Source organism: Bradyrhizobium genosp. SA-3 (genome assembly GCF_004212635.1).
Taxonomy (GTDB): Bacteria; Pseudomonadota; Alphaproteobacteria; order Rhizobiales; family Xanthobacteraceae; genus Bradyrhizobium.
Map to the genome: position 1 here is coordinate 86,593 of NZ_PSRT01000004.1, position 12,631 is coordinate 99,223.

The 12,631-nt window shown below is 63.3% G+C and carries 12 protein-coding genes; all 12 read left to right on the forward strand.

What is annotated here, in order from left to right; all coding sequences use genetic code 11:
* The first annotated feature begins 72 nt into the window (after positions 1-72).
* The 12 genes from CWO91_RS02155 (at position 73) to rpsS (ending at position 12,629) form a co-directional block, all read left to right on the forward strand.
* Positions 73-2,133 (forward strand): FAD-dependent oxidoreductase, encoded by a 2,061-nt coding sequence (locus CWO91_RS02155; RefSeq protein WP_130212052.1) that lies wholly within the window; start codon positions 73-75, stop codon positions 2,131-2,133.
* A 130-nt stretch (positions 2,134-2,263) separates the two neighbouring features.
* Complete coding sequence (locus CWO91_RS02160; RefSeq protein ID WP_130212053.1) at positions 2,264-4,282, forward strand: ABC transporter ATP-binding protein; 2,019 nt, start codon at positions 2,264-2,266, stop codon at positions 4,280-4,282.
* 890 nt (positions 4,283-5,172) lie between these two features.
* Complete coding sequence (rpsL, locus tag CWO91_RS02165) at positions 5,173-5,544, forward strand: 30S ribosomal protein S12 (protein ID WP_007603006.1); 372 nt, start codon at positions 5,173-5,175, stop codon at positions 5,542-5,544.
* Positions 5,545-5,559: 15 nt separating this feature from the next.
* Positions 5,560-6,030: a 30S ribosomal protein S7 gene (gene rpsG, locus CWO91_RS02170; RefSeq protein ID WP_027520967.1), complete on the forward strand. Its 471-nt coding sequence runs from the start codon at positions 5,560-5,562 to the stop codon at positions 6,028-6,030.
* A 33-nt stretch (positions 6,031-6,063) separates the two neighbouring features.
* A complete protein-coding gene (gene fusA / locus CWO91_RS02175) occupies positions 6,064-8,136 on the forward strand; it encodes an elongation factor G (protein ID WP_130212054.1) in 2,073 nt (690 codons plus the stop codon).
* Positions 8,137-8,176: 40 nt separating this feature from the next.
* Positions 8,177-9,367, forward strand: coding sequence for an elongation factor Tu (gene tuf / locus CWO91_RS02180; RefSeq protein WP_100234749.1), 1,191 nt, complete (start codon positions 8,177-8,179; stop codon positions 9,365-9,367).
* An 83-nt stretch (positions 9,368-9,450) separates the two neighbouring features.
* Positions 9,451-9,759 (forward strand): 30S ribosomal protein S10, encoded by a 309-nt coding sequence (gene rpsJ, locus CWO91_RS02185; protein ID WP_002712302.1) that lies wholly within the window; start codon positions 9,451-9,453, stop codon positions 9,757-9,759.
* Positions 9,760-9,857: 98 nt separating this feature from the next.
* A complete protein-coding gene (gene rplC, locus CWO91_RS02190; RefSeq protein ID WP_130212055.1) occupies positions 9,858-10,571 on the forward strand; it encodes a 50S ribosomal protein L3 in 714 nt (237 codons plus the stop codon).
* A gap of 1 nt (position 10,572) precedes the next feature.
* Positions 10,573-11,193, forward strand: coding sequence for a 50S ribosomal protein L4 (gene rplD / locus CWO91_RS02195; RefSeq protein WP_018647243.1), 621 nt, complete (start codon positions 10,573-10,575; stop codon positions 11,191-11,193).
* Entirely contained in the window at positions 11,190-11,492 is a 303-nt protein-coding gene (locus CWO91_RS02200) for a 50S ribosomal protein L23 (protein ID WP_008136362.1), read from the forward strand. Before rplD ends, CWO91_RS02200 begins: the two co-directional genes overlap by 4 nt.
* Positions 11,493-11,504: 12 nt before the next feature.
* Positions 11,505-12,338, forward strand: a complete 834-nt coding sequence (gene rplB, locus CWO91_RS02205) for a 50S ribosomal protein L2 (protein WP_130212056.1) — start codon at positions 11,505-11,507, stop codon at positions 12,336-12,338.
* A gap of 12 nt (positions 12,339-12,350) precedes the next feature.
* Positions 12,351-12,629: a 30S ribosomal protein S19 gene (rpsS, locus tag CWO91_RS02210; RefSeq protein WP_008136357.1), complete on the forward strand. Its 279-nt coding sequence runs from the start codon at positions 12,351-12,353 to the stop codon at positions 12,627-12,629.
* The last annotated feature ends 2 nt before the right edge of the window (positions 12,630-12,631 follow it).

The following is a 12,631-nucleotide window of genomic DNA, read 5'->3' on the forward strand; positions in this document are numbered from 1 at the left end:
AAGCGCTTCTGCTAGGAGAGCTTAGACCGGTGGTCCCGTGACGGGGGCAGGGCCGGAGACCACGGAACTCACATGCTTGATCTCGCAATCGTAGGCGGCGGCCCCGGCGGGCTGATGAGCGCCTGGTATCTTAAGCGCAAGCTCGGCGACCTCTGCCGCGTCACCATCTTCGAGGCATCCGACCGGCTCGGCGGTAAGATCGTCACGCGCAAATTCGATTCCGCGCCCGCGATGTACGAGGCCGGCGTTGCCGAGATCTACGACTACTCGATGACCGGGCCCGATCCGCTGCGCGAGCTGATCCAGCATTTCGGGCTTCAGACCATTCCGATGGATGCCGAGCAGGTCCAGTTCGGCGGCGAGCTCCTCAACGACGTCGCTGGCATGCGCCGCAAATACGGCGCCAAGACCGCGGCCGCGATCGAGGCGTTCCGCAAGCGCTGCACCGAGGTGATGTCGCCGATCGAGTATTACGAGGGCGTCGGCGCGCACGACAACGAGAACCCCTGGGCCTACAAGACCGCCGAGCAGGTGCTCGACGAGGAGGTCGAGGACGAGACGGCAAAGCGTTTCTTCAAGGTCATGGCGCGCTCGGACATCGCGACCGAGAGCCACAACACCAACGGCCTCAACGCGCTCAAGAACTATCTGATGGACGTCGACGGCTATATCGGCCTCTATTCCATCCAGAACGGCAACGAGCAGCTGATCGAGTGCCTGCAGTCGGAGGTCAATGCCGACATCCAGCTCAATCACCGGGTGCTCACTGTCGGCAAGGCGTCGACCGGCCGTTATCAGCTCAAGATGATGAACGGCAAGGGGCCGGAGACGCGCGACTTCGATCTCGTGCTGATGTGCCTGCCGCATTCCTGGCTCGCGACCGTCGGCTGGGAAGGCGAGCAGCTGCGCAAGTCGATGGTCAAGCACGTCTCATATTTCGACCGCCCCGCGCACTACCTGCGCGTCTCGATCCTGTTCGACACGCCGTTCTGGGGCGAGAAGATTCCCGGCGCCTGGTTCATGTCGGAGGCCTTCGGCGGCTGCTGCGTCTACAACGAGGGCGCGCGCCACGACGTCGGCAAGCACGGCGTCTTGAACTGGCTCATTCCCGGCTCCGACGCGCTGGCCTTCGCCAACCTGTCGGACCAGGAGCTGATCGACGCGGCGCTGAAATCGCTGCCGGCATCGCTCGGCAATGCGCGTTCGCATTTCATGGAAGGCAAGATCCACCACTGGCTGTCGTCGGTGAACGCGCTGCCGGGCGGTCTGCCGGTGCGCGACGTCATGACCAATCACCGGCCCGAGCCGAAGCAGCATCCCGGCATCGTCGTGGTCGGCGACTATCTGTTCGACTCGACGCTGAATGGTCTGCTCGACTCCTCGGACGCGGCGACCGACATCATCCTGACCGAGATGATGCGCCTGCGCCGCGAGCGCGCGCAGGAGGACAAGCCGCTCTCCGACAAGATCGACCGCGATTATTTCGAGAACTATCGCGGCCTCGGTCCCTATGACGAGGCGTGGCGCCACTTCACCGATCCCGATTATCTCACCAGGCTGATCGGCATCGTCTGGGGCGAGGCGAAGGACGCCAAGCTGCTGGTCGCGGGCTCCGCCAGCGGCGAGCTGGTCGGTGCGCTGCGCGATCGCGGCATCGATGCATGGGGAATCGAGAACAACCGCGCCATCCATGCCAAAACGCCGAAGGCGCTGAAGAAGTACAACAAGCTTGGCTCGATCACCGACATGCCGTTCAAGGACGGTGCGTTCGACTTCGTGTTCGAGACCAGCCTCTGCCACGTTTCCCCCAAGCAGGTGGTCCGCGCGATCCGCGAGCTGAATCGTGTGGTCAAGACCGGCCTCGTGTTCGGCTCGATCACGTCGGACATGGCGCCGGCACTGATCGACCGCTACGACCTGCTGCGCGGGGTCAAGAAGCTCGGCACCTGGTGGGAATGGTCCGAACTGTTCTTCGGCAACGGCTTCGATCTGTCGATGCACCGCAAGGACTGCACCGATGCGCTCTGGGAGGCGACGCTCGCCGCGAGCAAGGGGCCAGGCCAGTGGTACGCCGACGCTGACAGCTTGCGCTATTCCTTCTTCGACAAGGTCGAGGACGAGGACGACGACTAGCCAAGACGTCGGGCGCCTTCGCCAATTGCTTTGCCGAATTCATCTTGATGGCATAGAATCGGTGCAATAGCGGCTGCCGCTATTCCTGCTTTCTCTGCGGTCATGCCGGCCGTCAGCATCGGTTGGTTTCATGGCGTCCAAGCCCCTCTCGCCCGACAAACAGAAGCTCGCCGCGGAAGAGGCGGCCGAGCTCGACGACAAGCTCGCCGCCGCCGCGAAGCCGGAATTCGAAGACGAGGAGGAGGACGAGGGCAAGGACGAGCTGGAGCTCGATGACGACGATGAGGACGAGGATCTCGTCGTCTTTACCGCGCGCGAGGCCGCCGGCGCGCTCGCCACCATCGTCGGGTTCGTCAGGCCCTATCTGACCAACTACAAGCGGATGCTGTCATTCGTCGCGTTCGGCGTCTGCGTCGAGACGCTGTTCAACGTCATCATGCCGCTCAGCCTGAAGTACCTGATCGACGACGCGCTCGGCGAGGAGGACTTCCAGGCTCTGTACAAGATCCTCGGCGTGCTCGCGGCCGCCGGCATCTTCACCTCGATCGTCGCGGTCTGGTACGAGCGCTGGGACGCGCGGCTCGCTGCCTGCATCATTTCCGACGTGCGCAAACGCCTGTTCGAGCACGTCCAGGATCTGCCGGCGGCCTATTTCGGCCGCACCAAGCGCGGCGAGATCCTGTCGCGCTTTTCCGTCGATCTCTCGGCCTTCGAAGGCTCGGTCAAGAGCTTTGCCAACAGCGCAGCGCTGCCGTTCCTGGAACTGATCGCCGGCATCATCCTGATGGTGTTCCTGAACTGGCAGCTCGCGGTGGTCGCGCTGCTGGTGTTCCCGATCACGCTGATCGGCCCGCGCATCCTCACCCCGAAGGCGGTGCAGGCCAATTACGAGCAGAAGCTCAACGAGAGCGCGCTGCTCGGCATGGTGCAGGAGAACGTGGCGGCCCAGGCCGTGATCAAGGCGTTCAGCCTGCAGCGCAAGATGTTCGGCTTCTTCACCTTCCGCAACGACGAGACGCGCAACAAGATCGCCTCGGCCGCGTTCCTGTCGACCATGGTGGAACGGACGGTCACCATCTCGGTGCTGCTCCTGCACCTGGTCGTGCTCGCGATCGGCGCATATCTGGCGACCAAGGGCCAGATCACCATCGGCACCTTCGTCACCTTCGAGAGCGCGTTCTGGGAGGTCTCCTACAACATCGCCCATGTGATGCATTTCATCCCGGTGTCGATCTCCTCGGCCGCCGCGATCCGGCACATCCAGGAGCTGCTCGACGAGCCGACGCGGGGTGCCGATCGCCCCGGCGCGCCCGACCTGCCGCGCATCACCAACGACATCACCTTCGACCGCGTGACGTTCCAATACGAAGGTAGCGAGACGCCGGTGCTGGACAATCTCAGCCTCAAGCTCAAGGCCGGCAAGCGCATTGCCATCGTCGGACCGTCAGGCTCCGGCAAGAGCACGCTGCTCAATCTGATCCTGCGGCTCTACGTGCCCGACGACGGCCGCGTCACCATCGACGGCGTTGACGTCCGCAAGGTGACGTTGGATTCGCTGCGCCGGAGCATGGCGGTGGTGTTCCAGGAGAACATGCTGTTCAACATGTCGATCCGCGAGAACATCCGGCTCGGCAAGGAGGGCGCGACCGACGAAGAGGTGGAGGAGGCGGCCAAGAAGGCCGAGATCCACCGCTACATCATGGGCCTGCCGCAGCGATACGACACGCCGGTCGGCGAGCGCGGCGAAACGCTCTCAGGGGGCCAGCGCCAGCGCATCGCGATCGCGCGCGCGATCATCCGTAACCCGTCCGTGCTGCTGCTGGACGAAGCCACCTCGGCGCTCGACCAGACCACGGAAGCCGCGATCAACCGCACGCTGCTGAAGGTCGCCAAGGGCCGCACCATGATCTGGTCGACCCACCGCCTGGCCTCGGTGGTCGAGATGGACGAGATCATCGTGATCTCAGGGGGCAAGGCGATCGAGCGCGGCTCCCATGCCCAGCTGCTCGCCAGCAACGGCACCTATCGCAAGCTGTGGAACGATCAGATTCACCAGCCCCATGGCGCGGCGGCTCACGCCGACGACGATAGCGACGATGACGACGAGGATGAAGACCTCGAGGATGATGAGGACGACGAGGAGGAGTGACCGGGGGCGGAGGGAGCGCCGCGTCCGATCCAGGTCTCGTCGCCCAAGCATGCGCGGCCCAGCGCCGACTCAGTGATTCCCTGACGCAAGGCGTTCGGCCGACGCGAAGCCGGCGAATTTATTGACACTTGGCTTGGGCGCATCGGCCCCTCGCGGACCGACCAGCACTGCCGAAATCCCTGCGAGACCGGACATCGCGGCACGCCAGGGAAGCTGGAAAGCCGCCGCCAGCCAGCGGATTTGTGCATGGGCAGGAAAAAGCCTTCAGGTTTGATAATAAAACTACATTTCGCCCGGGTATAATTTCCTTCGGACCTGTAGACCAAGCGCTTCGATCCCATGTCAGACAGGCGCGGGGAAGCGGCCAAGAGGCTATTTTTGCAGGCGCTGAAGCGCTTTGTGACTGTCGTTTCACCTTGACTTGACCGATTCTCACTTATAGAAAGCGCCTCACTTAACGACAGGCGGTGAGCATCGCCAGCGTCGGAACGGGCCACCCGTTTGATCCCCAAGGACTAGATCCACAAGGGTCGTAAAGGCGGGCACCAACCTCGACGAATGCCGCTCAAACGCTGTCGATCATAGCTAGGCAATGCCAGTGCGATTTTAGTTCTCTTGAGCACGTTCTCATGAGATCGAACTCGGATGCATGACCTCAGTGCGCGGGCCACGGCATTGTGCTGACCGGTCTAACTACTGCGGTCCTCTGTGGCGTCGAAGCGCTTTCCGCTCGGTGATGGAGCGGTTGGCGCAATTTCGCTTTGCGCGGATTGATCTGCGCAGGGCGGCCTCGTCGGGCGGGTGGCTCGAAAGAATTTGCGGTCCCGGCAACGGGCCGCGGCAAGACAGCGGGCCCGGAAGGGGCCGCAGAACAAAAGGGTAAGGCCAGGATGCCGACGATCAACCAGCTGATCGCTCAACCGCGGGAAGTGCAGAAGTCGCGCAAGAAGGTGCCGGCGCTGCAGCAGTCGCCGCAGAAGCGTGGTGTTTGCACCCGCGTCTACACCACGACCCCGAAGAAGCCGAACTCGGCGCTTCGTAAGGTCGCCAAGGTGCGCCTGACCAACGGCTTCGAGGTGATCGGCTACATCCCCGGCGAGGGTCATAACCTCCAGGAGCACTCGGTGGTCATGATCCGCGGCGGCCGCGTCAAGGACTTGCCCGGCGTGCGCTACCACATTCTCCGCGGCGTTCTGGATACCCAGGGCGTCAAGAACCGTAAGCAGCGTCGTTCGAAGTACGGCGCGAAGCGTCCGAAGTAAGCGGGAACCAGCTCAATGTCTCGTCGCCACTCAGCGGAAAAGCGCGAAGTTCTTCCCGATCCGAAGTTCGGGAACATCATCGTCACGAAGTTCATGAACTCGGTGATGTACGCCGGCAAGAAGTCGGTCGCCGAAGGCATCGTCTACGGTGCGTTCGGTATCATCGAAACCAAGACCAAGCAGAACCCGCTCGGCGTGTTCGAGCAGGCGCTCGAGAACGTCATGCCGACGATCGAGGTTCGCTCCCGCCGCGTCGGCGGCGCGACCTACCAGGTGCCGGTCGAAGTTCGCTCGACCCGCCGTCAGGCGCTGGGCATCCGCTGGCTGATCTCGGCCGCGCGCGAGCGCAACGAGAAGACCATGACCGAGCGACTCTCGGCTGAGCTGCTGGATGCGTCGAACAACCGTGGGAACGCCGTCAAGAAGCGTGAAGACGTGCACCGGATGGCGGAAGCCAACCGCGCCTTCTCGCACTATCGCTGGTAACGGCGAAACAAACGGACTCGCAAGGAACACCCCATGCCCCGCCAACATGCCATCGAGGACTACCGTAACTTCGGTATCATGGCGCATATCGACGCCGGCAAGACGACGACGACCGAGCGCATCCTCTACTACACCGGCAAGAGCCACAAGATCGGCGAAGTGCACGAAGGTGCCGCGACGATGGACTGGATGGAGCAGGAGCAGGAGCGTGGCATCACGATCACCTCGGCTGCGACCACCGCCTTCTGGGCCGGCAAGCGCCTGAACATCATCGACACTCCCGGCCACGTCGACTTCACCATCGAAGTCGAGCGTTCGCTGCGCGTGCTCGACGGCGCCGTCTGCGTGCTCGACTCCAACCAGGGCGTCGAGCCCCAGACCGAGACCGTCTGGCGCCAGGGTGACAAGTACAAGGTTCCGCGCATCGTCTTCGCCAACAAGATGGACAAGATCGGTGCGGACTTCTTCAAGTGCCTGTCCGACATCGTTGACCGTCTGGGCGCCAAGCCCGTCGCGATCCAGCTTCCGATCGGTGCCGAGAACAACTTCAAGGGTCTCGTCGACCTCGTGAAGATGAAGGGCGTCGTCTGGAACGATGAAGCGCTCGGCGCGAAGTTCGACTATGTCGACATTCCGGAAGACCTCGTCGACCAGGCCAAGGAATACCGCGAGAAGATGGTGGAAGCCGCCGTCGAGCTCGATGACGACGCCATGGCCGCCTATCTCGACGGCAAGGAGCCGGACGAGGCGACCCTGAAGCGCCTGATCCGCAAGGCGGTGCTGACCGGCGCGTTCTATCCCGTGCTGTGCGGTTCGGCCTTCAAGAACAAGGGCGTGCAGCCGCTGCTCGACGCCGTCGTCGACTATCTGCCGTCGCCGCTCGACGTGCCCGCGATCAAGGGTACCGACGACAAGGGCAACGAAGTCGTGCGCAAGGCGGACGACAAGGAGCCGCTGGCGCTGCTCGCGTTCAAGATCATGGACGACCCGTTCGTCGGCACCATCACCTTCTGCCGCATCTACTCCGGCATTCTGCAGAGCGGCACCGGCGTCGTGAACTCGACCCGCGAGAAGAAGGAGCGGATCGGGCGCATGCTGTTGATGCATGCGAACAACCGCGAGGACATCAAGGAAGCCTATGCCGGCGACATCGTCGCGCTGGCAGGTCTGAAGGAAGCGCGCACCGGTGACACGCTGTGCGATCCCGACAAGCAGGTGATCCTGGAGAAGATGGAATTCCCCGAGCCGGTCATCGAGATCGCGATCGAGCCGAAGTCCAAGGCCGACCAGGAGAAGCTGGGCGTGGCGCTGGCCAAGCTCGCCGCGGAGGATCCGTCCTTCCGTGTGTCGACCGACCACGAGTCTGGCCAGACCATCCTCAAGGGCATGGGCGAACTCCATCTCGACATCAAGGTCGACATCCTCAAGCGCACCTACAAGGTCGACGCCAACATCGGCGCGCCGCAGGTGGCCTTCCGTGAGCGCGTCACCAAGCGGGTGGAGCACAGCTACACCCACAAGAAGCAGACCGGCGGTACCGGCCAGTTCGCGGCGGTGTCGTTCATCGTCGAGCCGAACGAGCCCGGCAAGGGCTACGAGTTCGAATCGAAGATCGTCGGCGGCGCGGTGCCGAAGGAATACATCCCCGGCGTCGAGAAGGGCCTGGAGAGCGTGCTGTCGTCTGGCGTGGTCGCGGGCTTCCCCGTGGTCGACGTCAAGGTGCAGCTCGTTGACGGCAAGTATCACGACGTCGACTCGTCGGCGCTCGCCTTCGAAATCGCCTCGCGCGCCTGCTTCCGCGAAGCGCTCCAGATGGGCAAGTCCGTCCTGCTCGAGCCGATCATGAAGGTCGAAGTGGTGACCCCGGAAGACTACACCGGCTCGGTCATCGGTGACCTGAACTCCCGGCGCGGTCAGATCCAGGGGCAGGACATGCGCGGCAACGCCAACGTCATCAACGCGATGGTGCCGCTCATGAACATGTTCGGTTACGTGAACAATCTGCGCTCGATGAGCCAGGGTCGCGCGACCTTCACCATGCAGTTCGATCACTACGCAGAAGCGCCGGCCAACGTGTCGGCAGAAGTCCAGAAGAAGTTTGCCTGATTGTCGTCGGTCTCAAGCTGACGATTGAACGGAGAGTCAAATGGCCAAAGCAAAGTTTGAACGTACCAAGCCGCACTGCAACATCGGCACCATCGGTCACGTCGACCATGGCAAGACGTCGCTGACCGCGGCGATCACCAAGATCCTCGCCGAGACCGGCGGCGCGACGTTCACCGCGTACGATCAGATCGACAAGGCGCCGGAAGAGAAGGCGCGCGGCATCACCATCTCGACCGCGCACGTCGAGTACGAGACCAAGAACCGCCACTACGCCCACGTCGACTGCCCCGGCCACGCCGACTACGTCAAGAACATGATCACCGGCGCCGCCCAGATGGACGGTGCGATCCTGGTCGTGTCGGCCGCTGACGGCCCGATGCCGCAGACCCGCGAGCACATCCTGCTCGCCCGCCAGGTCGGCGTGCCCGCGCTCGTCGTGTTCCTCAACAAGTGCGACATGGTCGACGATCCGGAGCTGCTCGAGCTCGTCGAGCTCGAAGTCCGCGAGCTGCTCTCGAAGTACGAATTCCCCGGCGACAAGATCCCGATCATCAAGGGTTCGGCGCTCGCTGCTCTCGAAGATTCCGACAAGAAGCTCGGCCACGACGCCATCCTCGAGCTGATGCGCAACGTCGACGAGTACATCCCGCAGCCGGAGCGTCCGATCGACCAGCCGTTCCTGATGCCGGTTGAAGACGTATTCTCGATCTCGGGCCGCGGCACCGTCGTGACCGGCCGTGTCGAGCGCGGCGTCGTCAAGGTCGGCGAGGAAATCGAGATCGTCGGTCTGCGTGCGACCCAGAAGACCACCGTCACCGGCGTCGAAATGTTCCGCAAGCTGCTCGATCAGGGCCAGGCCGGCGACAACATCGGCGCACTGCTCCGCGGCACCAAGCGTGAGGACGTCGAGCGCGGCCAGGTCCTGGCCAAGCCCGGTTCGGTCAAGCCGCACACCAAGTTCAAGGCCGAGGCCTACATCCTCACCAAGGAAGAGGGCGGTCGCCACACCCCGTTCTTCACCAACTACCGTCCGCAGTTCTACTTCCGCACCACCGACGTGACCGGTGTCGTGCACCTGCCGGAAGGCACCGAGATGGTGATGCCGGGCGACAACATCGCGATGGAAGTGCACCTGATCGTGCCGATCGCGATGGAAGAGAAGCTCCGCTTCGCGATCCGCGAAGGCGGCCGCACCGTCGGCGCCGGCGTCGTCGCCTCGATCATCGAGTAACAAGCGGATAGGGAATGGTGAGTGGCGAATAGGGATTTCTATTCGCTACTCGCTACTCGCCACTCACTAAAGAAAGCACGGCAATGAACGGCCAAAACATTCGTATCCGTCTCAAGGCGTTCGACCATCGTATCCTTGATACGTCGACCCGTGAGATCGTGAACACGGCGAAGCGCACCGGCGCGCAGGTCCGCGGACCCATTCCGCTGCCCACCCGCATCGAGAAGTTCACCGTCAACCGTTCGCCCCACGTCGACAAGAAGAGCCGCGAACAGTTCGAGATGCGCACTCACAAGCGCCTGCTCGACATCGTCGATCCGACCCCGCAGACCGTCGATGCTTTGATGAAGCTCGATCTGGCCGCCGGTGTCGACGTCGAGATCAAGCTCTGAGCAAGACCCCGAAAAGTGGGCAACGGTTTTCGGACCGGGTCTTGCTCACAACGAAGATTAGCTAGTCCGCAAGGACAGAAAGAACAGGAAGCAAGCCGATGCGCTCCGGAGTGATCGCACAAAAGGTCGGGATGACGCGGGTCTTCACGGAGGCCGGCGAACATATCCCCGTGACCGTGCTGAAGCTCGGCAATTGCCAGGTCGTAGGCCACCGCACCGAAGAGAAGAACGGTTACGTCGCGCTCCAGCTCGGTTCTGGCAGCCGCAAGACCGTTTACATGCCCAAGGCCGAGCGCGGCCAGTTCGCCGTCGCCAAGGTCGAGCCGAAGCGCCGGGTCGAGGAATTCCGCGTCACCGCGGATGCCATGATCCCGGTCGGCGCCGAGATCCAGGCCGATCACTTCGTCGTCGGCCAGTTCGTCGACGTCACCGGGACCTCGGTCGGTAAGGGCTTTGCCGGCGGTATGAAGCGCTGGAACTTCGGCGGTCTGCGCGCCACGCACGGCGTGTCGGTCTCGCACCGTTCGATCGGTTCGACCGGTGGCCGTCAGGACCCCGGCAAGACCTGGAAGAACAAGAAGATGCCCGGCCACATGGGGGTCGACCGCATCACCACGCTCAATCTTCGGGTCGTCCAGCTCGATGTCGAGCGCGGTCTGATCCTCGTCGAAGGCGCTGTTCCGGGCTCCAAGGGCGGCTGGATCCGCGTGCGTGACGCCGTCAAGAAGCCGCTGCCGAAGGATGCTCCGAAGCCCGGCAAGTTCAAGGTTGCTGGCGAAGCGGACGCCGCTCCGGCTGCGCAGGAGGCGTGAGATGGAACTGAAGGTCACCACCCTCGAAGGTAAGGAAGCGGGCTCCGTCCAGCTCTCCGACGCCATTTTCGGTCTCGAGCCGCGCGAGGACATCATCGCGCGCTGCGTGCAGTGGCAGCTCAACAAGCGCCAGGCCGGTACACACAAGGCCAAGGGCCGCGCCGAGATCTGGCGCACCGGCAAGAAGATGTACAAGCAGAAGGGCACCGGCGGTGCTCGTCACGGCTCGGCCCGCGTGCCGCAGTTCCGTGGCGGCGGCCGTGCCTTCGGTCCGGTGGTGCGTTCGCACGCCACCGACCTGCCGAAGAAGGTCCGCGCGCTCGCCCTGAAGCATGCGCTCTCGGCCAAGGCCAAGGACGGCGATCTCGTCGTGATCGAGAAGGCCGCGCTGGAAGCCGCCAAGACCAAGGCGCTGCTCGGTCACTTCTCGGGTCTGGGCTTGACCAATGCGCTGATCATCGACGGCGCCGAGCTCAACAACGGCTTCGCCGCTGCGGCCCGCAACATCCCGAACATGGACGTGCTGCCGATCCAGGGCATCAACGTCTATGACATCCTGCGCCGTCAGAAGCTCGTTCTGACCAAGGCCGCCATCGATGCGCTGGAGGCGCGCTTCAAATGACGAAGAACATCGAGCCTCGCCACTACGACGTGATCCTGTCGCCGGTCGTGACCGAAAAGGCGACGATCGCCTCGGAGCACAACAAGGTGCTGTTCAAGGTGGCCGCGAAGGCGACCAAGCCGCAGATCAAGGAAGCGATCGAGAAGCTGTTCGACGTCAAGGTCAAGAGCGTCAACACGCTGGTCCGCAAGGGCAAGACCAAGGTCTTCCGCGGCAATCTCGGCTCGCAGTCGAACTCCAAGCGCGCGATCGTGACTCTCGAAGAGGGTCACCGGATCGACGTGACCACTGGTCTGTAAGGTCCTACGACGATGGCACTGAAGACATTCAATCCCACGACGCCGGGCCAGCGCCAGCTGGTCATGGTCGATCGTTCAGCCCTCTACAAGGGCAAGCCGGTCAAGGCGCTCACCGAAGGCAAGCACTCCTCGGGCGGTCGCAACAACACCGGTCGCATCACCGTGCGCTTTCGCGGCGGCGGTCACAAGAAGACCCTCCGCACCGTCGACTTCAAGCGCGACAAGGTCGATGCTCCCGCGACGGTCGAGCGTCTCGAATACGATCCGAACCGCACCGCGTTCATCGCGCTGGTCAAGTATGAGGACGGCACCCAGGCCTATATCCTGGCGCCGCAGCGCCTGGCCGTCGGTGATTCCGTCGTTGCTGGCAACTATGTCGACGTGAAGCCGGGCAACGTCATGCCGCTCGGCAACATGCCGGTCGGTACGATCATCCACAACATCGAGGTCAAGATCGGGAAGGGCGGCCAGCTCGCCCGTTCCGCGGGCACCTATGCCCAGCTCGTCGGTCGCGACCAGGACTATGTGATCATCCGCCTGAATTCGGGCGAGCAGCGTCTGGTCCACGGCCGTTGCCGCGGCACGATCGGCGCGGTGTCGAACCCAGATCACATGAACACCTCGATCGGCAAGGCCGGCCGCAACCGATGGTTGGGCCGCAAGCCGCACAACCGCGGCGTTTCGATGAACCCGATCGACCATCCGCACGGCGGTGGTGAAGGTCGTACCTCGGGCGGTCGCCACCCGGTCACTCCGTGGGGCAAGCCGACCAAGGGCAAGAAGACCCGCACCAACAAGTCGACCAACAAATTCATTCTCCTAAGCCGCCACAAGCGGAAGAAGTAAGGAACGCCGGACATGGTTCGTTCAGTCTGGAAAGGCCCGTTCGTCGAGGGTTCTCTGCTCAAGAAGGCAGATGCCGCGCGCGCGTCCGGCCGTCACGACGTCATCAAGATCTGGAGCCGTCGCTCGACGATCCTGCCACAGTTCGTCGGCCTGACCTTCGGCGTCTACAACGGTCAGAAGCACGTGCCGGTGGCCGTCAACGAGGAAATGGTCGGTCACAAGTTCGGCGAGTTCTCGCCGACCCGGACCTTCCATGGCCACTCCGGCGACAAGAAAGCCAAGAAGGCTTGAGG

Excerpts from the sequence above, each read along its gene's own strand:
- CWO91_RS02155 (WP_130212052.1), top strand. The coding sequence starts at position 73 with ATGCTTGATCTCGCAATCGTAGGCGGCGGCCCCGGCGGGCTGATGAGC.
- CWO91_RS02160 (WP_130212053.1), top strand. The coding sequence starts at position 2,264 with ATGGCGTCCAAGCCCCTCTCGCCCGACAAACAGAAGCTCGCCGCGGAA.
- rpsL (WP_007603006.1), top strand. The coding sequence starts at position 5,173 with ATGCCGACGATCAACCAGCTGATCGCTCAACCGCGGGAAGTGCAGAAG.
- rpsG (WP_027520967.1), top strand. The coding sequence starts at position 5,560 with ATGTCTCGTCGCCACTCAGCGGAAAAGCGCGAAGTTCTTCCCGATCCG.
- fusA (WP_130212054.1), top strand. The coding sequence starts at position 6,064 with ATGCCCCGCCAACATGCCATCGAGGACTACCGTAACTTCGGTATCATG.
- tuf (WP_100234749.1), top strand. The coding sequence starts at position 8,177 with ATGGCCAAAGCAAAGTTTGAACGTACCAAGCCGCACTGCAACATCGGC.
- rpsJ (WP_002712302.1), top strand. The coding sequence starts at position 9,451 with ATGAACGGCCAAAACATTCGTATCCGTCTCAAGGCGTTCGACCATCGT.
- rplC (WP_130212055.1), top strand. The coding sequence starts at position 9,858 with ATGCGCTCCGGAGTGATCGCACAAAAGGTCGGGATGACGCGGGTCTTC.
- rplD (WP_018647243.1), top strand. The coding sequence starts at position 10,573 with ATGGAACTGAAGGTCACCACCCTCGAAGGTAAGGAAGCGGGCTCCGTC.
- CWO91_RS02200 (WP_008136362.1), top strand. The coding sequence starts at position 11,190 with ATGACGAAGAACATCGAGCCTCGCCACTACGACGTGATCCTGTCGCCG.
- rplB (WP_130212056.1), top strand. The coding sequence starts at position 11,505 with ATGGCACTGAAGACATTCAATCCCACGACGCCGGGCCAGCGCCAGCTG.
- rpsS (WP_008136357.1), top strand. The coding sequence starts at position 12,351 with ATGGTTCGTTCAGTCTGGAAAGGCCCGTTCGTCGAGGGTTCTCTGCTC.